The following is a 21,144-nucleotide window of genomic DNA, read 5'->3' on the forward strand; positions in this document are numbered from 1 at the left end:
CGCCCACGTGATGGTCGCGACGTGCCCCTGAGGCGGGCGCCCGGCCGGTTTACCGAAACGACAGCCAAACCCGCGGGGAGGCCTTCGCGGAGTCGCCAAGACCCCGTGAACGCCGTAAGCTCGGGCATCGTTCTCATCCCATTGCCCCTCCCGCCGGAGCACCCCGTGGAGCTCGTCCCCACCCCCGACAATCCCGTCCCGGACGGTGCCGAAATCCTCGCGGTCAAGACCCGGGACGGCCTGTCGCTGCGCACCGCGCGCTGGGCTCCGGCCGGCGGCGAGGTGCGGGGCACCGTGCTCCTCCTGCAGGGGCGGGCGGAGTTCATCGAGAAGTATTTCGAGACCATCGGCGACCTCTTGGCCCGCGATCTCGCCGTGGTCACCTTCGACTGGCGCGGCCAGGGGGGCTCGGACCGGGAGGTGCCGGATCCACGCCGGGGCCATGTGCGGCGCTTCTCCGACTATGCCCTCGATCTCGAGGCGGTGGTGGAGCAGGTGATGACGCCCTCGGGACCGCGCCCCTGGTTCGTCCTCGCCCATTCGATGGGGGCGGCCATCGCCCTCGACCTCGCCCGCCGGGACGCCCTGCCCGTCGAGCGCCTCGTGGCGCTGGCCCCCATGATCCGCCTGTCCATGATCCGGGCCGAGCGCTGGCCGCCGATGGTGGCGCAGGCCTTGTGGGCCCTGGGGCTCGGCAAGCAGTACATCCCCGGCGGCGGCGCCACCTCGATCGCGACGAAGCCCTTCGCCGGCAACCGCCTCACGGGCGACCCCGTGCGCTATGCCCGCAACGCGACCTCCGCGGCTGCCGTGGGCCCGGGCGCCATCGGCGACCCGACGGTGGGCTGGCTCCATGCCGCCTTCCGCTTCATGGCCCGGTTCACGGAGACCCGCGCGCCGCTGGAGATCCGGCTGCCCACCCTCGTGGTGGCGGCGGGCAACGACCCCGTCTGCTCGACGCCCGCCATCGAGCGCTTCGCGGCCCGTCTCAAGGCGGGGCATGCGCTGGTGCTGCGGGGCGCACGCCACGAGATCCTCATGGAGAGCGATCCGATCCGGCGCCAGTTCTGGGCCGCCTTCGACGCCTTCATCCCCGGGACGCCCGACCGGAGCTTCGCGCCCCCGGACACCCCCACCCCCGCGGAGGCGGCGACGGGCTGAAGGACGGCTTGCCTCAGGCGTTGAGGAGTTCCAGCGCGGCCGCGTGCAGGCGCTTGTCGCCCGCGGCCACGATCGCGCCGCCGCCGGCCGGGGGACCGCCGTCCCAGGTGGTCACCACGCCGCCCGCACCCTCGATGATGGGCACGAGCGCCACGATGTCGTAGGGCTGGAGGCCCGCCTCGATCACGAGGTCGACGTGCCCCGCCGCCACCATGCAATAGGCGTAGCAGTCGGTGCCGTAGCGGGCGAGCCGCGTGCCCGCCTCGACGCGCTCGTAGGCCGCCCGCTGCGCTTCGTCGAACAGCCGCGGGCTCGTGGTCGCGATGGTGGCTTCGGCGAGGGTCGGGCAGCGCCGGGCGCGCAGGCGGCGCTCGCCGCCGGGCCCGCGATAGAACGATCCGCCGCCGTCGCCGAAGAAGCGCTCGCCCGTGAAGGGCTGGTGCATCATGCCGTAGGCCGGGCGCCCGCCGCGCATGAGGCCGATGAGCGTGCCCCAGGTGGGCAGCCCCGAGATGAAGCCCCTGGTGCCGTCGATGGGGTCGAGAACCCACACGCACTCGGCGTCCTCGCCCTCGCTGCCGAACTCCTCGCCGACGATGCCGTGGCTCGGGAAGGTGCGCTTGATGAGCTGGCGCATGACCGCCTCCGCCGCCCGGTCGGCCTCCGTGACGGGATCGAAGACCCCCTCACCCTTGTTCTCGGGCGCCATGGCGGTGCGGAAGAAGGGCAGGATCGCCTGGCCCGACAGCGTCGCGAGCTCGTTCACGAACTGGGAGAAGTCGATGAGGCTCATCGGAGGACCGTCGGTTCGGGCAGGCGGATCACCCTCGGTTGGGCCCTAGCGCGAGGGATTCGTCAACCGCCCGCGCCCATGCGCACGAGCCCGCAGCCCCGCCGGATCACCGGGGTTCCGGCAGCGGAGGTCACGGCCGTCATGCGCCTGATGCATGCCAAATCGGGGATTCCGGCTTGCGCTTTGTGCAACGCACTCTAAATTGTGCATTGCGATATCGCGATGGCGTCGCGATCTCGTATGCCCTCCTTGGGCGTTTCCTCCCTAGACTTGGGCCGCACCTCGGTGCGGCCTTTTTTCTTGGGCGGGGGGAAGAAACCGCCCGTCACACAGTCCTCCTCGTCCTGAGGCGCGAGCAGAGCGAGCCTCGAAGGGCGCTCCAGGGATCTCCGGACGGCTGTGGCAAGGGCCCTGCGTGCTTCGAGACGCCCGCTGGCGCCGGCTCCTCAGCATGAGGGGGGAAGAAGGTCGCCCTCGGAAATCTACTCCGCCGCGATCCCGTGCGCCCCGAGATCGCCGCCCACCTCCGCGATCACCCGCTCGAACACCGCCGCAAGGTCGCCGGCCAGCGCCGTGAACGAGCTTTTACGGCCGAGCGTCCGCTCGTCCATGTAGAGGGCGCGGTTGATCTCGATCTGGAGCGCCTGGCGGCCCGCGGCGGGCTCCCCGTAATGCTCGGTGATGAAGCCGCCCGCATAGGGCTTGTTGCGCACGACCGTATAGCCGTGCCCGCGCAAGGCCGCCTCGACGCTGCCCGTGAGCCGGCTGGAGCAGCTCGTGCCGTAGCGGTCGCCGAGCACGATGTCGGCCTTCGGCACGTCCTCCCGGTTGAGGCTCGAGGAGGGCATCGAGTGGCAGTCGATGAGGATGGCGTGGCCGAAGGCCTGGCCCGTGCGCAGGAGGAGGCCTCGCAGCGCCCGGTGATAGGGCTTGTAGAGCCCCTCGATCCGCCGCAGCGCCTCGTCTACCGGCAGCCGGCCGCGATAGATCTCCTGCCCGTCGGCCACGATGCGCGGCACCGTGCCCAGGCCGCCCGCGACCCGCATGGAGCGGGTGTTGGCGAAGGCCGGCAGGCGGCCGTCGAACATGCGCGGATCGAGCTCGTAGGGCTCGCGGTTGAGATCGAGATAGGCGCGCGGGAAGCAGGCCCGCATGAGCGGCGCCCCGAGCGCCGTCACGTCGGCGAAGAGCGCGTCGACATGGGCGTCTTCCGAGCGGCGCAGGGTCAGGGCGTCGAGGCGCGATGCCAGCAGGAAGGGACCGGGATAGATCGCCCCGGCATGGGGCGCGTTGAACACGAACGGGGCGGTCTGCCGCGTCGGCTCCTCGATCACGAAGGGGGGGTCGAATTCGGGTTCGATGGCTGGGCTCATAAGGCTCGGGTCGGCCGCGCGGCGCAGGCAATGTGACGCCCTGGTGAACGTCTGTCCATCCGCGAATGATCCGGGCCGCTCGCGGCGGATGTGGGGCGCCCGGGTGCGGCCAAACGACGGGCCGGCGCCGGGGCCTCGCGCCGGGGTCCGTCCCTGCGCCGATTCATCCCTTGTTTACCGAGAGGCGGGTTTATGGAACAAACTTCCCGAATCGCCGCGAGCGGACGAGCGCCATGAAGATCCTCCTTGCCGAAGACGACAACGACATGCGCCGCTTCCTCGTGAAGGCGCTCGCGAATGCCGGCTACGACGTGGCCTCGTTCGACAACGGCCTGTCGGCCTATAACCGCCTGCGGGAGGAGCCCTTCGAGCTCCTGCTCACCGACATCGTCATGCCCGAGATGGACGGCATCGAGCTCGCGCGCCGCGCGACCGAGCTCGACCCCGACATCAAGGTGATGTTCATCACGGGCTTCGCCGCCGTGGCGCTCAACCCGGATTCGAACGCGCCCAAGGACGCCAAGGTCCTCTCCAAGCCCTTCCATCTGCGCGAGCTCGTGCAGGAGGTGGAGAAGCTGCTCGCGGCGTGAATAAGGGCCCGGTTTTCCGGTTGCCAGCCGGGAATCGAGCCGCTATATCGGCCGCCTCGACTTGGGAACGGCCCCGGCCGCCTCCCCAAGGGCGCGTAGCTCAGCGGGAGAGCACTACGTTGACATCGTAGGGGTCACAGGTTCGATCCCTGTCGCGCCCACCATTTCGGAGCCCTGCCAGATCATGGATTTGGCAGGGTTTTTCTTTGCTTGCTTCCAGCGAGCCTGGAGCCGCGCCGAAGCGCCTCGGACCCCCCTGAACGATGGTCCGGGTCTGAGCTCGGAACACACCCCGGTCCAAGGAGTTGGCCTGCGATGGGACGGCGGTATCGGCCAGGACCCATGAGGGAGGCTTCGATATGCGACTGGCATATTTGACGGCTGTAACGGTGGCTGCGCTCTCTTTGAGCTTCGGGGCCATGGCACAGAGCGGTGACGGCAGCGGCAGCAGCAGCGGCGGGGGCTCGAGCGCAGGTGGCGCGGGCGCCGGCAGCAGCGCCAACAGCAGCGACAGCGGCGCCAGCACCGGCAGCAACTCGGCGACGGGAGCGACTGGTTCGACCGGCGGCGTCACTGGTTCGACCGGCAGGAACGAAGGCAGCGGCGGAAGCCTCAGCGGGTCCGAGTCGAATACGACAAGCGGCTCCGCGACGTCGGGACCCGGCGTGAGCCGAAGCGGCTCGGGTACTCTGCAGCCGCAATTGCCCGCCAATAGGCGGTAAGCACCTCGGCTGCTTGCACTCCTCGTGAGCGAAGCCCCTTAACCATCCGTTCACGAACGGCTGGCCCACGTCGACAGATCGAGGCACCATCACGTCGAAAGCCTCCTCGCCCCGCCGACCCGTGTCGGCGGGGCTTTTTCGTGCTCAGGTCATCATGTCATGGCCTTGGCCTCGGGCATGCTCTGCCCGGAGATCCAGGAGTTGAGGATGGCGGTAGCGGCGAGGAGCAGCGACGCCATCGATGACGCGCGCGAAAGAACGTCTCTGCTGACATCGGCACGGACCTCGGAGCATCCATGGGCTGCATTCAGGGCGCGGATCGTGATACGCGCGGATCAGGGCTTCGGACGACCTTGCACCTCAAGCTCCGAGGGCCCATCGTAGGCCCTCCGCATGCGGGCGCAATCGATGGACGACGTGGCAGCCTATGGTCCGGCCGGAGGGATCGCGCGGCTCGTCCCGGAGCTCGACGTCACGGACCTCGCCGTCAGCCTGCGCTTCTGGTGCGAGGGCCTTGGTTTCACCATCGCCTATCAGCGCTCCGAAAGCGCCTTCGCCTTTCTGGAGCGGGAGGGCGCCGGGAACACGGCGCGGCCGCGGAGCGCCAGGCCGAAGGCCGCCCTTCGCGCCGAACGCCGACGGCACGGCCAAGTATGCGAATCGCACGATGACGACGGCGCAAGCCGCCCCTTCCGGCCGTGGCCGCTCTAGCTCTCGCCGCGTGCACCCGCTAGACTTCTCCCCGCGCGGCCCTGGGATGCCATGGCCCTCCGCGCACGGGCCGGGACGCGGCGAGGCGGGTGCCATACGGGGACGGGTTTTCGATGAGCATGGCGCCCCACCATCCCTTGATCGTCATCGTCGACGACGACACCAACGTCCGGGATTCCCTGCGCGGCCTCATGCGGTCGCTCGGCTACGAGGCCGAGGCCTTCGGCTCCGTCGAAGCCCTGCGGGCGGCCGCTCTGCCCGTCAGGATCGACTGCCTCCTTCTGGACATCCGCCTGCCGGGGCAGGACGGCCTCGACTATTACGAGGAGCTCGTCCGGGCGGGCGGAGCCCCGCCAGCCGTCTTCATCAGCGGGCATGCGAGCGCCGAGATCAAGGAGCGCGCCTGCCGCGCCGGGGCGATCGCGTGCTTCCTCAAGCCAGCGCGAGGCCAGGACCTCATCGACGCGATCGCGAAGGCGATCGCGGGGGGCGGCGTGCGTCCGGGCGAGGCCGCCTCCGGTGCCGCCCCGCCCTGAGCGCATGGCTTGGCGCGCCTCGCCTGCATGGTGAAGGTTGGTGGAACTCGCCGCCTAAGCTATGTTAAGCCCGTGCATCGCGCGGCTGACGCTCCAGGCCAGGCCCGGAGGCACGCTGGAGATCGCCATGAGCCAGCCCACGGTTTTCGTCGTCGAGGACGATGCGGCGTTGCGCGCCGGGCTTTCGGGGCTGTTCCGGTCGGTCGATCTGCCCTGCGAGACCTACCCCACCGCCACGGATTTCCTGAACGGGCTGCCGCTGGATCGCCCCGGCTGCGTGGTCATGGACATCCGCCTCCCGGGCATGAGCGGGCTCGACGTCCAGGCGCGGCTGGCGGAGCTCGGCGTCCGGCTCCCTGTCGTCATGATGACGGGCTATGCCGACGTGCCCATGACCGTGCGTGCCATGAAGGCCGGCGCGGTCGACTTCCTGCCGAAACCCTTCCGCGACCAGGACATGCTCGACGCGGTCGCGAACGCGCTCGCCCGCGACGCCTCGGCCCGCGAGGCGGACGCCGCCGCGTCGAGCCTGCGCAACGCCTATGAAAGCCTCACCACCCGGGAGCGGGAGGTGATGGCGCACGTGACGGCCGGCCTGCTCAACAAGCAGGTGGCCGGCCTCCTGAAGCTCAGCGAGATCACCGTGAAGGTCCACCGCGGGAACGTGATGCGCAAGATGCAGGCGCGCTCGCTCGCCGATCTCGTCCTGATGGCCCGGGCGCTCAGCATCACCTCGGCAATCGGCAAGCACGGGTAGGGCGGCGGCCTGGAGCCGGGAAGCCCGACGTCACGAGCCCAGGGCAGGGCTCGCGAGCGTCGCCCGGTGCGTCAGAACGCGGCGTCGCGCACGATGAGCATCAGGCGCTCGACGTTGCCGGCCAGGGAGAGGACCGAGACGGTCACGGGCTGGCTCGTGGCCTGCGTCGTGTCGAGCAGGTCGAGGAGGGCGAGGGTCGCCTCGTTGATCGCGGCGATCGCGCAGGGTGCCGCCGAACGGGTCAGCCGCCGGTCCCTGAGAGCCGCGGCGAGCTCCAGGGCGCCCGACGTCAGGCCCTGCACGAGCGGTGCCGCGGCCGGCGTGAGCGGCCCGGCGCCGAGGGAGACGCGCACCGCCTCGGCGTTGGCGACGATCGCGGTGAGGAGCTCGATGCAATCCGCGACCGGGACGGACGCGGTCGGGTCCCCGGGGATCGGCGTGGTCCACGACGAGCGGCGGGGGAGCGTACGGCCGGGGAAGTAGGCGCGGTACAGCATGACGGGCTCCAGGTCACGAGCGCCATCCGGTGGCTGACTGCCATCAGGAGCGCTTCTCATGAGGGTACCGTACGCCGAAGGGTGGATGCGGCCCGAATTAAGAGTTGTAAAATGACGTAAAGCGGCCTGGCACCCCTCCCGGCAGCCCCTCATGTGTGAGCCATGCACCAGGGCGGAGGTTTCGTCCGGTTCCGGCCCCGCGGCAACGGAGGTGATCCCCATGTCGTCCGACCTCTCTCGACCGGTGATGGCTCCCCGGGCTTTCGGCGTGGCCCGGTCGCCATGATCAACGTGTCCGGCCATCCCTACAACGATGCCGCGGAGTTCTCCGCCGGCGTCCTGTCCGAGCGGATCAGGCGGTTTCAGCCCCTCACCCTCGATCTCCTCATCGCGCTCGCCTGCCTCGACGCCGTGACGGACAGGCGCGTCCTGGCGGGGGTGGCCGCCCTGTCGGAGGACGAGGTGGAAACGGCGCTCTGGGACGCCGTGCGGGCCGGGCTCGTGGTGCGCCGCCGCGACGGCTACGCGTTCGCTCACGAGCGCGCCCGCGACGTCGCCTACGCGCTCGTTCCCGTCGAGGCCCGACCGGCGCTGCACCTGCGCGTCGGCCGCGCGCTTCTCGCCCACACCCCCGACGAGAGCGTTCCAGACGCCGCCATCGCCATCGTGAGCCAGCTCAACCGCGGCGCCGTGCTCCTCGTCGGGGCGGGCGAGCGCGCGGCCGCCGTGGAGCTGAACCTCACGGCGGCGCACCGGGCCAAGGTCACGGGCGACTATAAGACGGCGCTCGCCTATGTCCGGGCCGGCGCAGGCCTCCTCGACGAACCCCTTGCCCGCGAGCGTCCGGAGCTCGCGGCGCAGGTGTCCATCGCGGTCGCGGAGTTCGAGGCGCTGGCCGGCGAGCCCACGGCGGAGGCGCACGTCCTCGCCCTCCTGGCGCAGACGCACGATCCGGCATGCCTCGCGCGGGTGGGCCGGATCGCCGTCACCCTCTATCTCGGGCTCGACCGGCGGGCCGACGCCCTCGACACCGCCCTGGACATCCTCTCGCGCATCGACGCCGGCCCGCCGCTCGGATCGGACCGCGACACCGTCGTGGCGGCCTACCGGGAGTTCTGGGCCGCCGTGGGCGATCGCGAGATCGCCGACCTCCTGGATCTGCCCAAGGGCACGGATCCGCTGCAGCGGAACGTGATGGACATCCTGGCGGCCGTGGTGGTGCCAGCCTTCTACCATGACCGCCGCCTCTTCGCCGTGGTCCTGGCGCGGATGCTCCGGATCAGCGTCGCGTTCGGCACGTTCCCCGCGACCCCGTTCGCCTATTCCCTCCTGGGGCTGGCCTACGCTTTCTTTGGCGCTGATCTCGGCGCCCGCTTCGTCGACCACCGGACCGGCTTCCGCTTCGGCCGGCTCGCCCTCGACCTCGTGGACGAGCACGGCGTGTGCGGCCACAAGGCAGCCGTCTACGGCAACGTGGCCTATCTCGTCCTCCCGTGGACCGCGCCCCTGCGCGAGGCCGCCGACCTGCACCGCCGCGCCTTCCTCGAGACCCGCGAGAGCGGCGACCTCACCTACGCGCCCTGGTGCCTCACCCTGATGACCTCCGACCACCTCGCCTGCGGCATGCCGCTCGCGGGCGTCGAGCGGGACGTCGAGGCGGCGGTCGACCTCCTGCGGCTCGTGCCGTCCAAGGCCTTCGACGACGTCATCCAGGCGCAGCTGCGACTCATCCATGTCCTGCGCGGACGCGCGGAACGCTGGGAGGACGACAGGTTCGGCTCGCCTGTTTTCGAGCGTGAGCTCGAGGCCGACCCGGTTCGCGCGGCGCTCGCCTGCCGTTACTGGATCCGCAAGCTGCAGGCGAGCTACTTTCTCGGCGATCTCCCCGCCGCGCTCCACGCGGCGGCGCGGGCCGAGGAGACGCTGTGGATCGTCCCGCGCTTCGTAGAAACGGGCGAGTTCCATCTCTTCGCCGCCCTGGCGCGCGCGCAGGCCGGCAAGCCCGGCCCGGACGCGCCGGATCTCTCGGCCCACCACGAGCTCCTGGCGGCGTGGGCGGCCGAACGCCCCGACAATTTCGGGCACCGCGCCGACCTCGTGGCCGCCGAGATGGCGCGTCTGGCGGGACGTGATCTCGACGCCCTCGCCCTCTACGAGCGGGCGATCGAGGGCGCGAGCGAGAACGGGTTCGTCCAGATCGCGGCGATCGCGCACGAGCGCGCGGGCCACATGTGCCTCGCCCGGGGGCTCGTCTCCCTGGCCCATGCGCATCTGAGCGCGGCCTGCGCGGGCTTCGAGGCCTGGGGCGCGACGCTGAAGGCGGAGTCGAGCGAGTGCCGGGAGCTGGAGCGGATCGTCGCCCGCCGCCTGCCGGCGGGCGCTGGCGCCTCGCCTCAGCCGCGCCAGCTCGACCTCGACACCCTCGTCGACGCCCTGCACGCGCTCTCCGGGACGATCGTCCTGTCGGAGCTCGTCGAGCGGCTCCTCCAGCTCGCGATCGGCCAGGCCGGAGCCCAACGCGGGCTCCTGGTCCTCATCCGGGACGGCGAGCGCATCCTGGAGGCCGAAGCCTGCGCCCGCGGCGAGGCGATCGTCGTGAGCCCCTGCCGGCGGGCGATCACCGCGCAGGACGCTCCCCTCACGATCCTCGACGTGGTCTCGCGGACGCGCGAGACCCTTATCAGCCGCGACGCGGTCCTCGACGGCGCGGTCGCGGGCGATCCCTATGTCCGGGCGCGGCGCCCCCGGTCGATCCTGTGCCTTCCCGTCGTCAAGCAGTCCCGCCTGGTGGGCCTTCTCTATCTCGAGAACAACCTCAACAACGACGCCTTCTGGTCCAACCGGACCCAGATCCTCGAGTTCCTGTGCTCGCAGGCGGCGATCTTCATCGAGAACGCCTCCCTCTATGGCGACCTCCAGCGCAGCGAGATCATGCTGCGGGAGGGCCAGCGCCTCACCCGGACGGGCAGCTGGACCCTGAACACCGCGACCCACGAGCTGTTCTGGTCGGAGGAGCACTACCGGATCTTCGGGCGCGAGCCGGAGGACGGGCCGCCGCGCCTGGAATGGCTTCTCGAGAGCCTGCATCCGGAGGACCGGGCGCGCATGCTGGATCTCTTCTTCGGCGCCCTCCAGGAGCTTCGCCACTATCAGGCGGAGTTCCGGATCGTGCTGCCGGGCGGGGAGGTCAGGCACATGGAGACGATCGGGCGGCCGCTGCCGGGCGCCGACGGCGAGGTCCACCACTTCATCGGGATCGCCATGGACGTGACGGAGCGCAAGCAGGCAGAAGCCTCCCTGCAGCAGGCCCAGACCGAGCTCACCCACGTCACCCGCATCGCGACTCTGGGCGAGCTCGCAGCGTCCATCGCCCACGAGGTCAGCCAGCCGATCAGCGCCATCATCGTGAATTGCGAGAGCGCGCGGCGCTGGCTGAGCCGGCCGGTGCCGGAGCTCGGCGAGGTGCGCGAGGCGTTGAAGGAATCGGTCGCGAGCGCCGAGCGGGCCGCCGACGTGATCCGGCAGATCCGGGCGCTGGCGCGGAAGGGGACGCCCCGGTTCCAGGAGATCGACCTCAACCAGGTCGCGGCCGACGTCCTGCCCCTCGTCCAGTACGAGCTCACCAAGCGCGGGGTCGTCCTGGAGTTCGATCTCAGCCCCGGCACCCTCTTCCTCCACGGCGATCCGATCCAGCTTCAGCAGGTGATCATCAACCTCGTCGTGAACGGCGCCCAGGCGATGGAGGGCAATGTCGACCGCGCCCGCGTCCTGCGGATCGCCACGGCGGGCGACGAGAGCGGGCCGGTCGTGCTCACCGTGTCGGACACGGGTCCCGGCATCACGGCGGAGGTTCGCGACCGTCTCTTCGAACCGTTCGTGACTACGAAGGCGAGCGGCATGGGGATGGGGCTGTCGATCTGCCGGACCATCGCCCTGGCGCATGACGGAGAGATCGCGGCGGAGCCCAACCCGGGCGGCGGGACCGTGTTCAGGCTGAGCCTGCAGCGCCACCATGACGAGCCGGACGAGCCTGCGTCCGGGTTCCGGGCCGTCTGATGGGCCGGCCCGGACCGGGCCGGCGCTCCCACGCCTCTCACCTCGCCTACGTGCCTAAGGGGGGCGGAAGAGCCGCCGTTCCAGGGCAAGCCCCGGGAGCCGGCTCGTCACATCAGCCGGTCCGCCCCGTCGGGGGCCGGTTTCGGGCGGGGCCGCTCGGTCAGGGCGTCGTGGCGCGCGCGGGCCTCGTCGATCGCCGCGACGAGCTCCTGGTAGCGCAGCGGCTTGATCAGGAAGTCGACCGCCCCCGCCTTCATGGCGCGCACCGAGGTGTGCACGTCGGCATGGCCCGTGATGAAGATCACCGGCACGTCGCTTCCGGCCGCCGCGAGATCGGCTTGGAATTCGAGACCCGTGCGCCCGGGGAGCCAGACGTCGAGGATGAAGCAGCGCGGCGGGCCCGGCCGCTCGCTCCCCAGATAGGCGCCGACCGAGCCGAAGGATTGCACGGCAAGCCCCATGGACCGCAGCAGGCGTTCGAGCGAGGAGCGCGAGACGTCGTCGTCGTCGATGATGACCACCGGCGCCCGCGCCTCCGCGCCGATGCCGTCCGCGACCCCCGGGTCGTGCGGCAGCGGAGCGAGGGCCGGCGGGGCGGCCTCGGGCAGGGCGGGCCTCTGGGCCTCGAGCTCGTAGGTGAGAAGGTAGCCCCGTCCGGGGATCGTCTTGATCAGCTCGCGGGCGGAGCCGAGCGCCTTGCGCAGCACCATGACCTGGAAGCGCAGGTTGCTCCCCTCGACGGTGGTGCGCGGCCAAACGAAGGTCAGGATCTCGTCGCGGGTGACGACCCTGCCGCGCGACTGGAGCAGCACGAGCAGGAGATCGAAGGCCCGCCCCCCGAGCTCCACCGGCTGGCCGCCCCGGACCAGGACCCGCGCGCGCGGGTAGAGCGCGAAATCGCGGAAGCAGAGCGGCGTCTCGGTGTCGGGCTCCGCCCCCTCGACCAGGAACGGCGCAAGCCGGGCATGCGGGGGATGCCGCGTTCCCAGCGTTTCGTCGAGCGCGCCCATCGCAATCCTCCAGGACCCGTCCCGGCGCCCCGGGGGCGCGGACAACTGCCTCGAAGGTAGCGGGCGGGCGGGGCCGGACGCCATCGGGCCTTGGCCTCCCGCGGGCACCACAAGCGGCATCCGCGGCACACGTTCGTATAGCCGCCGCGATCGCGTCCCGGGCGGACCGGTTCGGCGGGCGGCGTACAAGAACTCTCGCCAGCTTGCATCCTTCAACGCGCCGGGGACGCCGGCCTGCCTCAGACTGCGGGGCTCGAACCCTGCGAGGGGCGCGGCGCGGCGGACCGGCATCCGGCCGGCCTCTCCGGGGGCGGCGTCGGCCGCGCCCCGCCCGCGACGCCGCCCCCGCCTGGCTCCCGAGATGGCCGCGAGGACCCGACCGATGCTGGCAGAAACCGACCTGGCGCCCAGCCCCGCGCGCCCGTCCGATCCCGCCGCGCCGCCCGAGGCGCGGCCGCCCGCTGCGAGGCCGGCCGATCCGGCGCCGGCGGCCAAGCCACGCCGCCGTCTCGGGCGCATCCTGCTGGTCCTAGGGCCGCTCGTCCTCGTCGCCGGCGCCCTCTGGCTCTACCTCTCCGGCGGGCGCTACGTGAGCGAGGAGGACTCGTACGTTCAGATCGCGAACGTGGCGGTGAACGCGCAGGTCGCGGGGCAGGTGGTCAGGGTCGCGGTGCACGAGAACCAGGCCGTGCAGGCCGGCGACCTCCTGTTCGAGATCGATCCCGCGCCCTATCGCATCGCGCTCGACGGCGCCAAGGCCCAGCTCGGGGTCGTCCAGAACCAGCTGCGGGCCCTGATCGAGGATTACGGGGCCAAGCAGTCCGACGTCGCCCAGGCGCAGGCGACCCTCACCTACGCCCAGGCCCAGCTCAAGCGCGTCCAGGATCTCGCAGGGCGGCAATTCGCGGCCCAGGCGAGCCTCGACGCCGCGCAGCGCGACACCCGCGTCGCGCAGGACACCCTCCAGGCGGCCCAGAACGCCATGCAATCGATCAGCGCCCAGCTCGGCGGCAATCCGCGCCGGCCCGTCGAGCAGCAGGCCCAGTACCTGCAGGCGCGGGCCCAGGTCGCGGCCGCCGAACGCAATCTCGGCCTCGCGCGCGCGACGGCGCCCTTCGCCGGGATCGTGACGCAGGTCGACAACCTCCAGGTGGGCGGCTTCCTCAACCCGGGCCAGGTCGCCTTCAACCTCGTCTCGTCGGACCGGATCTGGGTCGAGGCCAACATCCGCGAGACGGACCTCACTTACATGAAGGTGGGCGATCCCGCGACGCTCGTCGTGGACGCCTATCCCGGGGTGACCTTTCGGGCGAGGGTCGCGACCCTGAGCCCCGCGAGCGGCGCCATCTTCGCGCTGCTGCCGCCCCAGAACGCCACGGGCAACTTCGTGAAGGTGGTGCAGCGCGTGCCCGTGCGCCTGGACGTCGAGCAGCCGGCCGGCGGGCCGGTCCTGCGGGCCGGCATGAGCGCGACGGTCTCCATCGACACGGGGCACGTGCGCAGCCTGCGCGGCCTGTGGGAGGGGCTCCTCGCCACGATCGGGGTGACGCCATGACGGCGGCGGCCGCGGTCCTGCCGGGGGTCGTTCAGAACCGGGGCATGATCACGGCTTCCGTCATGCTCGCCACGCTGATGCAGTCCCTCGACACCACGATCGCCAACGTGGCGCTGCCCTATATCCAGGGCAGCGTCTCGGCGACGAGCGACCAGATCACCTGGGTGCTCACCTCCTACATCGTGGCCGCCGCCATCATGACGCCCCTCACGGGCTGGCTCGAGGCGCGCCTGGGCCGCCGCCGCCTCTTCCTCACCGCCGTGACCGGCTTTGTCGCGGCCTCGATGCTGTGCGGGGCCGCGACGACGCTGCCGCAGATCGTGGGGTTCCGCCTGCTCCAGGGCGTCTTCGGCGCGCCCCTCGTGCCGCTCTCGCAATCTGTGCTTCTGGGCAACTACCCGCCCGAGGGGCGGGGGCGGGCGATGGCGATCTTCGGCATCGGCGTGATGATCGGCCCGATCATCGGCCCGGCGCTGGGAGGCTACCTCACGGACGCCTATTCCTGGCGCTGGGTGTTCTACGTGAACCTGCCCTTCGGCATCCTCGCCTTCCTGGGGCTCCTCACCTTCCTGCCCCCGGACGACCCCGACCGGGCGACCCCGGGCCTCGACTGGTTCGGCTTCGCGGCCCTGAGCCTCGGGGTGGCGTCGCTCCAGCTCTTCATGGACCGGGGCCAGCAGCTCGACTGGTTCGCCTCCCGCGAGATCGCATGGGAGCTCGCCCTGTGCTGCCTTGGCTTCTACGCCTTCGCCGTCCGCACCGTCACGGCCGAGAACCCCTTCGTGCCGCCCCGCCTCTTCACGGACCGGAACTTCGTGGTGGGCCTCGTTCTCATCTTCATCGTCGGCGCCGTCCTGCTCGCCACCCTGTCGCTCCTCTCCGCCTATCTGGAGACGCTCATGGGTTTTCCCGTGATGACGGCGGGCCTCGTCCTGGCGCCCCGCGGGATCGGCACCATGGCCGCGATGGCCCTCGTGGGCCGCCTCGTCGGCGTTGTCGACACCCGCATCCTCGTCTCGATCGGCCTGGGCTTCACGGGCTACGCGCTCCTCGACATGACGGCCTTCACCCCCTCCATCTCGCAGGGCGCGATCATCTGGACGGGGCTCATCCAGGGCTTAGGCTTAGGCTTCGTCTTCGTCCCCCTCTCCACGGTGGCCTTCGACACCCTGCGCCCGGAGGACCGCACGCAGGGCACGGCATTGTTCAGCCTCCTGCGCAATCTCGGCTCGAGCATCGGGCTCTCCGCGATCACGGTCTATCTCACGGACGCCACCGTGCTGGCGCACGCCAGGCTCGTCGAGCACCTCTCGCCCTATAGCCGCGCCGTCCAGGACTATGCGCCCCTCCTGCGCCTCGACACCCTCGCCGGGCGGGCCCGCGTCGGGGCCGAGACGACGGCGCAGGCCGCGGCGATCGCCTACACGGACGCCTTCTACCTCATGATGCTCATGTGCTTCGCCGCGATCCCGCTCACCCTCCTGTTCCGCGTCCGGCGCGGCCGGGGCGGCGGGGCGGTCGCCGGCATGGACTAGGGGCGCCCCGCGTCCGGAGGGCGCGGCCCCCCGCGGCAACGACGGCCCGGCGCATGCGTTGGGTGGGTGGACCGCCCCAGCCCGTCGGCGCCGACGGGCAGGCGCCCCGACGAGAGGCCGAGGATGCCAGCGCCATCGTTCATGTTCGCCACCGGGATCGAGAACAGCATCCCGACGATCGACGGCGGCCGGACCCGCATCGACCAGATGGAGGCCTGCGGCCATGACCGGCACTGGCGCACCGATTTCGCGCTCCTGGGCGAGCTCGGCATCCGGGTCCTGCGCTACGGCCCGCCCCTGCACCGGACCTTTCTGGGGCCCGAGCGCTACGACTGGAGCTTCGCCGACGCGACCTTCGGAGCGCTGCGGGAGCTCGACGTCATCCCCATCGTGGACCTGTGCCATTTCGGCGTCCCCGACTGGATCGGGAACTTCCAGAACCCGGATTTCCCCGAGCTCTTCGCCGCCTACAGCGAGGCCTTCGCCCGGCGCTTTCCCTGGGTGCAGCTCTACACCCCCGTCAACGAGATGTTCATCTGCGCCCAGTTCTCGGCGGCCTACGGCTGGTGGAACGAGCAGATGAGCTCCGACCAAGCCTTCGTCACCGCCCTCAAGCACATCGTGAAGGCGAACGTGCTCGCGATGTCCCGCATCCTCGAGGTCCGGCCGGACGCGATCTTCGTCCAGAGCGAGTCGACGGAGTACTTCCACGCCGAGAACCCGGCGGCGATCGGGCATGCCGAGCAGATGAACGCGCGCCGCTTCCTGTCCCTCGACCTCAATTACGGCCAGCGCGTCGATTCGCAGATGTACGAGTACCTCATGGACAGCGGCATGGCCCGGGAGGAGTACCACTTCTTCCTCGACCGCTCGTCCCTGCGCCACCACTGCATCATGGGGAACGACTACTACGTCACGAACGAGCACCGGGTGCGGGCCGACGGCCTGACCTCGGCGGCCGGCGACGTGTTCGGCTACGACGAGATCACCCGCCAATACTACGACCGCTACAAGCTGCCGGTGATGCACACCGAGACGAACCTCGTCGAGGGCCCGAACGGCGACGAGGCGGCGAACTGGCTCTGGAAGCAATGGGCCAACGTGCTGCGGGTGCGCAACAACGGCGTCCCCATCGTGGGCTTCACCTGGTACTCGCTGACCGACCAGGTCGATTGGGACACGGCCCTGCGCGAGCAGAACGGCCGGGTCACGAAGGTCGGGCTCTACGATCTCGACCGCAAGATCAGGCCGGTCGGCCGCTTCTACAAGCAATTGATCAGCGAATGGCGGGACGTGCTCCCCGCCCAGAGCATCTGCCTTCAGGTGCCGATTGTGATGCCGAGCGAGTACGATGAGCCCCAGGCCCGGCGCCGGCGCGCGCACGCCCAGCGCGTGCTCGCCCGCGAGCCCCAGGACGACGGGCAGCAAGCCTCGAGCTGATTGGGGCCCGGCGACGGAGCGCTGGATGCCCCCATCCCCTTTGGCTTAAAGTCCGCGACGCGACCCGGACAGGCGGGGGAGGCAGCCATGAGCAGCTTTTCGCGGACGGGGCTTTGGGGTGCCGCCGATGCCTACGAGCGCTATATGGGCCGGTGGAGCCGCGGCGTGGCGCCCCTCTTCCTCGACTGGCTCGGCGCCCCGCCGGGTCGGGCTTGGGCCGATATCGGCTGCGGCACGGGCGAGCTCAGCCTTGGGATCGCGCGACGATGCGCGCCCGGCCGCCTCGTCGGGATCGACCCCTCGCGGGCCTTCCTCGACCGGGCGGCGAGCCGCGTGCCGGGGGCCGAGTTCCGGGAGGGCGACGCGGCGCTCCTCGACTTGCCGGATGCGGGCTTCGACTATGCCGTGAGCGGGCTCGTCCTGAACTTCCTGCCCGACAAGGCGGCGGGGCTTGCCGAGATGGCGCGGGTGGTGCGCCCCGGGGGCACGGTCGCCCTCTATGTCTGGGACTATGCCGGGCACATGCAGATCATGCGCCGCTTCTTCGACGCCGCGCGGCTCGTCGACCCGGCCTCGTCGGCCTATGACGACGGGATCAACGCGCCGATCTGCCGGCCCGAGCCCCTGCGCGAGGCCTTCCGGGCGGCAGGGCTCGCCGCGCCGGAGACGACGGCCCTCGACATCCCGGCCGCCTTCGCCGGCTTCGACGATTATTGGGAGCCCTTCCTGGGCGGGACGGGCTCCGCGCCGAAATATTGCGCGTCGCTGGACGAGAGCACCCGCGACCGGATCCGCGACATGTTACGCGAACGGCTGCCCACCGGCCCCGACGGGGAGATCCTGCTCGCCGTGCGGGCCTGGGGCGTGCGGGGCACGGTGCCGGGCTAGATCGGGACCGGCCGCACGGGAACTCGCCGGAGCTTGCAGGTTCGAACGCGCGCGCCGGGCCGGGTTGCTCCATCATGGCGGGCCGCGCCGCGGCGCCCGTGCACCGGAAAGGACCGTGATGGATCTTCTGCCCTCCTGGATCGTCTGGGCCCTGCTCTCGGCGGGCTTCGCGGCGCTTACCGCAGTCCTCGCCAAGGTGGGGGTCGAGGGCGTGAGCTCGGACGTCGCGACCTTCGTGCGCACCTGCGTGGTCGTGTGCGCGCTCGCCGTCCTTATCGCCGTGACGCGCCAATGGGAATCGGTGCGGTCGGTCTCGGGCCGGACCTACCTCTTCCTCGCTCTCTCGGGCCTGGCCACGGGCGCCTCCTGGCTGTGCTACTTCCGCGCCCTGAAGCTCGGGGACGCGGCCCGCGTGGCGCCGATCGACAAGCTCAGCGTCGTGCTCGTGGCCGTGTTCGGGGTGGTGTTCCTCGGGGAGCGCCTCTCGGCGGCAAACTGGGCCGGCGTCGCCCTCATCGCGGCCGGCGCGGTCCTCGTCGCCTATCGCGGGTAGGGATCCGGGGGCCTCGCCGGTCAATAGGTCTTGCGGAACGCCGACGGCGAGACGGACGCGATCTTGCGGAAGGCCGTCGAGAAATGGGACGAGTCGGGGTACCCGACCCGTTCGCCCACCTCCGTGACAGACAAGGCCGGATCGAGCAGCAATTCCTTCGCGCGCTCGATCCGCCGGATCATGATGTAGCGATAGGGCGAGACCCCGGCCGTCGTGCGGAAGGCCCGGCAGAAATGGAAGAGGCTGAGGCCCGCAAGCCCAGCCAACTCCGCGAGCCTGATCTCCTGCGCGAGGTGCTCGTCGATATGGGCGCAGACCCGCCTGTGCTGCCAGCGGGAGAGGCCTCCGCGGGCCGGGCGGGACGGGGCCTGGGGCTCTTGCGTCGGCTGGAGGAGATCCATCAGGAGAACCGTGGCCAGGGCTTCGGCATAGAGCGCTCCTCCGGCCTCCTCGCCCTCGACGAGGTGCTTGAGGCGCAACGCGGTGGCGAGCAGGCCGTCGTGCTCGCCGTAGAGGATCGGCTGGAGACGCTCGCGGGCATCCCCGAACGCCTCCGCCCAGCCGGGCCGGTCCCCGTCGATGTGGACATAGGTGGAGCAGGTCGGCCCGGTCGGGACGGCCGAAGCCGTGAAGCGGTGCCCCGGGGGGATCACCGAGATCCGGTCGACCACCCGCTTGAGCGCGGAGCTGTGGGCGTCGCCGATGCACGTCTCGCCGTCGCTGCGCGTCAGCACCTCGGTGAGCGCGAGGCACGTCACCGGCGAGCGGAGCGTGGTGAGCTGGGGCGCGGTGCCCGTGGTGCGCAGGACCTCGACCCTCAGCCCGGGCCAGGACGCGACGCGGCGGTGGACGGGATCGCTCGTTTCGATCCGCAGGCCCGCCTCGCCGTCCCGGTCCGCCCCCGTCGGCGTGAGGGTTGCGCCGGCCGGGAGACGGGGGGGCGCGTCGCCGCGCAAGGAACCGTCAAACATCGCGGTCAGCCCTCGGCCCGATCGTCGTGAGGTCGCTGCCGCGGGCTCGATCGTGCGAGCCGCGACGATCCCATGATGCCGAGGGGGGCCGGCCGCTTCTTTTCGGCCCGCCCGGATTTCTTCGACGTCGTTCGGCCAAGGCCCCGCCGGTTCGGGGGACGGCCCTATGTCGGCGCGATCTCCAGGGCCTCGGCGAGGCGGACGAGATCGGCGAGCGACCGGGCGTTCATCTTGCGCATGACGTTGCTGCGGTGGACCTTCACGGTGATCTCGCTGAGACCCAGGAGGCCGGCCACCTGCTTGTTCATCAGGCCCGAGGTGACGAGCCTGAACACCTCCTGCTCCCGCGCGCTCAAGGTCGCGTAATTGGCCCGAAGGGTCTCACGGGCGGCCGCCTGCTGCCGCAGCGCCGCGTCGCGCTCGATCGCCGTCGCGACGGCGTCGAGCATGTCCTGGTCGCGGAACGGCTTGACCAGGAAGTCGATCGCCCCCGCCTTCATGGCCCGCACCGACATCGGGATGTCGCCGTGCCCCGTCATGAGGATGACCGGCAGCCGGATGCCCATGTCCTGCAACCGGACCTGGAAATCGAGACCGCTCAGGCCGGGCAGCCGCACGTCGACCACGAGGCAGCCGGGCCGGTCATGCTGCGGCCGCGCCAGGAAGTCGGCGGCGGAGGCGAACACCTCGACGTTCAGGTCGATGGAGCGGAAGAGGCCGGCGAGCCCCTGACGGATCGCCTGATCGTCCTCGACCACGAAGATCGTCGGGCGGGCGGGGAGTCCTGCATGCGCCTGCATCGTCACGCGACCTGCTCCAAGGCGTCCCGATCGTGCCGCACGACACCGCGCGGGCAGGACCGCCCGGCGGGAGCCGCCCCCGGGCTCGCCGGGGCGGCGGGCCCCCACGGGCAGGCGGGACATGGACCGATCACGCTCATCCCCCGCACGCCCCGTATCCCGCAACCGGCATCGATCGGCCCCTCGGGCCCGACCCCGGCAAATCTGTCGCATCCGGGCGATCCGGTAAATCATACGGAGGTGTAGGGCCGGCCCGCGAACGCGCCGCGCGGCCGGGCCCGGCGGGTCCGCGCGGCGGCGGGGCACCCGCCCGGGGACGAGCGCCCCCTGCGGGACGCCGCTCTATACGGACGTATGGCCGCGATGGACCCATCTCGGGCCGGGCGGGCCCTGCGTATAACTGCGCCCGCGCGCCCCTCGTGCCACGATCGCAGGGCTCCGAAGCGGCCGGCATGGCCGCGCGGCGCTCCCCGAAGCCGGGTCCCCCGGATCCGCTCATCCTGGAAGGCGAAGCGATGTCCCCCGACGGTCTCGTCATACGCCCCAGCAGCTTCAGCGTCGAGGAGACGGCGAAGCGCCTGGAGGCGGCCATCCTCGCCAAGGGGATGACCGTGATGGCCCGTATCGACCACAGCGCCGCCGCCGCCGCCGTGGGGCTCGCGCTCCGCCCGACCCTCGTGATCCTGTTCGGCAATCCCCGCGCCGGGACGCCCCTGATGCAGGCAAGCCCCACCCTCGCGATCGACCTGCCGCTCAAGTGTCTCGTCTGGCGGGACGACGACGGGGGAGCCCGGCTCGCCTTCGACGATCCTACCTGGCTCGCCGAGCGCCACGGCCTGAGGGGCGAGGGCGAAGCGACCGTGCGGGCGATGCTCCAGGGGCTCCAGGACCTCGCCCGGCAGGCCACGGGAGCGGCGCCCGCCGCCGCGCCTTGAGCACCGACATGTGGAGCCGCCCGGCAGAGGAGACGCCGATGTCCAGCGAAACGTCCGATACGCGTCTGCCCCGACGCACCCTGCTCCTCCTCGGGGTGGCCGGAGCCGGCGGCGTCCTCGCGGCGGGCGCCGCCACGATCCAGGGCACCCCGCCCGTCGCCGGGGGAAGCCAGAACCCGAAGCGCCGGTCCCTCTACGACCCGAGCGCGCCGGAGGTGCAGGCCTTCTACCGCGTCAACCGCTATCCCGCACCTTGAGGTG

Annotated in this window: 19 protein-coding genes and 1 tRNA gene; 14 read left to right on the forward strand and 6 right to left on the reverse strand. The window is 71.2% G+C overall.

Annotated features, from left to right (window positions below; genetic code table 11):
• Positions 1–165 precede the first annotated feature (165 nt).
• Entirely contained in the window at positions 166–1,161 is a 996-nt protein-coding gene (locus F0L46_RS13860) for an alpha/beta fold hydrolase (RefSeq protein ID WP_149818498.1), read from the forward strand.
• Between the two features lie 13 nt (positions 1,162–1,174).
• Here the strand turns inward: F0L46_RS13860 and hisN are convergent, their stop codons facing one another.
• Entirely contained in the window at positions 1,175–1,954 is a 780-nt protein-coding gene (hisN, locus tag F0L46_RS13865) for a histidinol-phosphatase (RefSeq protein ID WP_149818500.1), read from the reverse strand.
• A 482-nt stretch (positions 1,955–2,436) separates the two neighbouring features.
• Complete coding sequence (locus F0L46_RS13870) at positions 2,437–3,327, reverse strand: N-formylglutamate amidohydrolase (RefSeq protein WP_149818502.1); 891 nt, start codon at positions 3,325–3,327, stop codon at positions 2,437–2,439.
• A 233-nt stretch (positions 3,328–3,560) separates the two neighbouring features.
• On the opposite strand from F0L46_RS13870, the gene cpdR reads away from it, so the two are divergent.
• The 5 genes from cpdR (at position 3,561) to F0L46_RS13895 (ending at position 6,643) form a co-directional block, all read left to right on the forward strand.
• Positions 3,561–3,917, forward strand: a complete 357-nt coding sequence (cpdR, locus tag F0L46_RS13875) for a cell cycle two-component system response regulator CpdR (RefSeq protein WP_149818504.1) — start codon at positions 3,561–3,563, stop codon at positions 3,915–3,917.
• A gap of 89 nt (positions 3,918–4,006) precedes the next feature.
• A tRNA-Val gene (locus F0L46_RS13880) sits at positions 4,007–4,081 on the forward strand.
• A gap of 951 nt (positions 4,082–5,032) precedes the next feature.
• Positions 5,033–5,350, forward strand: a complete 318-nt coding sequence (locus F0L46_RS13885) for a VOC family protein (RefSeq protein ID WP_149818506.1) — start codon at positions 5,033–5,035, stop codon at positions 5,348–5,350.
• 113 nt (positions 5,351–5,463) lie between these two features.
• Positions 5,464–5,886, forward strand: a complete 423-nt coding sequence (locus F0L46_RS13890; RefSeq protein WP_149818508.1) for a response regulator transcription factor — start codon at positions 5,464–5,466, stop codon at positions 5,884–5,886.
• Positions 5,887–6,013: 127 nt separating this feature from the next.
• Positions 6,014–6,643, forward strand: a complete 630-nt coding sequence (locus F0L46_RS13895) for a response regulator transcription factor (protein ID WP_149818510.1) — start codon at positions 6,014–6,016, stop codon at positions 6,641–6,643.
• 71 nt (positions 6,644–6,714) lie between these two features.
• Here F0L46_RS13895 and F0L46_RS13900 read toward each other — a convergent pair whose 3' ends face one another.
• Entirely contained in the window at positions 6,715–7,140 is a 426-nt protein-coding gene (locus F0L46_RS13900) for a hypothetical protein (RefSeq protein WP_149818512.1), read from the reverse strand.
• 282 nt (positions 7,141–7,422) lie between these two features.
• Between F0L46_RS13900 and F0L46_RS13905 the strand changes: the two genes are divergently transcribed.
• Entirely contained in the window at positions 7,423–11,196 is a 3,774-nt protein-coding gene (locus F0L46_RS13905) for an ATP-binding protein (RefSeq protein WP_149818514.1), read from the forward strand.
• Positions 11,197–11,303: 107 nt separating this feature from the next.
• Here F0L46_RS13905 and F0L46_RS26205 read toward each other — a convergent pair whose 3' ends face one another.
• Complete coding sequence (locus F0L46_RS26205; RefSeq protein WP_188311968.1) at positions 11,304–12,206, reverse strand: response regulator; 903 nt, start codon at positions 12,204–12,206, stop codon at positions 11,304–11,306.
• Between the two features lie 382 nt (positions 12,207–12,588).
• Between F0L46_RS26205 and F0L46_RS13915 the strand changes: the two genes are divergently transcribed.
• The 5 genes from F0L46_RS13915 to F0L46_RS13935 all read left to right on the forward strand — a co-directional run bounded on the left by F0L46_RS13915 (position 12,589) and on the right by F0L46_RS13935 (position 18,177).
• Positions 12,589–13,761 carry an HlyD family secretion protein gene (locus F0L46_RS13915; protein WP_149818518.1) on the forward strand — a complete coding sequence of 391 codons (1,173 nt, stop codon included), beginning with the start codon at positions 12,589–12,591 and terminating at the stop codon, positions 13,759–13,761.
• Positions 13,758–15,296 carry a DHA2 family efflux MFS transporter permease subunit gene (locus F0L46_RS13920; protein ID WP_149818520.1) on the forward strand — a complete coding sequence of 513 codons (1,539 nt, stop codon included), beginning with the start codon at positions 13,758–13,760 and terminating at the stop codon, positions 15,294–15,296. Before F0L46_RS13915 ends, F0L46_RS13920 begins: the two co-directional genes overlap by 4 nt.
• A gap of 123 nt (positions 15,297–15,419) precedes the next feature.
• Positions 15,420–16,736: a family 1 glycosylhydrolase gene (locus F0L46_RS13925; RefSeq protein ID WP_210247639.1), complete on the forward strand. Its 1,317-nt coding sequence runs from the start codon at positions 15,420–15,422 to the stop codon at positions 16,734–16,736.
• Positions 16,737–16,823: 87 nt separating this feature from the next.
• Positions 16,824–17,624 (forward strand): class I SAM-dependent methyltransferase, encoded by an 801-nt coding sequence (locus F0L46_RS13930; RefSeq protein ID WP_149818522.1) that lies wholly within the window; start codon positions 16,824–16,826, stop codon positions 17,622–17,624.
• A 118-nt stretch (positions 17,625–17,742) separates the two neighbouring features.
• Positions 17,743–18,177: an EamA family transporter gene (locus F0L46_RS13935; RefSeq protein ID WP_438646677.1), complete on the forward strand. Its 435-nt coding sequence runs from the start codon at positions 17,743–17,745 to the stop codon at positions 18,175–18,177.
• A 20-nt stretch (positions 18,178–18,197) separates the two neighbouring features.
• Here F0L46_RS13935 and F0L46_RS13940 read toward each other — a convergent pair whose 3' ends face one another.
• Positions 18,198–19,148 carry a helix-turn-helix domain-containing protein gene (locus F0L46_RS13940; protein WP_149818526.1) on the reverse strand — a complete coding sequence of 317 codons (951 nt, stop codon included), beginning with the start codon at positions 19,146–19,148 and terminating at the stop codon, positions 18,198–18,200.
• Positions 19,149–19,312: 164 nt separating this feature from the next.
• On the reverse strand, positions 19,313–19,948 hold the full coding sequence (locus F0L46_RS13945; RefSeq protein ID WP_149818652.1) for a response regulator transcription factor: 636 nt from the start codon (positions 19,946–19,948) through the stop codon (positions 19,313–19,315).
• 515 nt (positions 19,949–20,463) lie between these two features.
• Between F0L46_RS13945 and F0L46_RS13950 the strand changes: the two genes are divergently transcribed.
• Together F0L46_RS13950 and F0L46_RS13955 are read left to right on the forward strand one after the other, a co-directional pair.
• Positions 20,464–20,883 carry a DUF302 domain-containing protein gene (locus F0L46_RS13950; protein ID WP_149818529.1) on the forward strand — a complete coding sequence of 140 codons (420 nt, stop codon included), beginning with the start codon at positions 20,464–20,466 and terminating at the stop codon, positions 20,881–20,883.
• A 38-nt stretch (positions 20,884–20,921) separates the two neighbouring features.
• Complete coding sequence (locus F0L46_RS13955) at positions 20,922–21,140, forward strand: hypothetical protein (protein ID WP_149818530.1); 219 nt, start codon at positions 20,922–20,924, stop codon at positions 21,138–21,140.
• Positions 21,141–21,144: the final 4 nt, after the last annotated feature.

The sequence above is a fragment of the Salinarimonas soli genome (genome assembly GCF_008386575.1).
Classification (GTDB): domain Bacteria; phylum Pseudomonadota; class Alphaproteobacteria; order Rhizobiales; family Beijerinckiaceae; genus Salinarimonas_A; species Salinarimonas_A soli.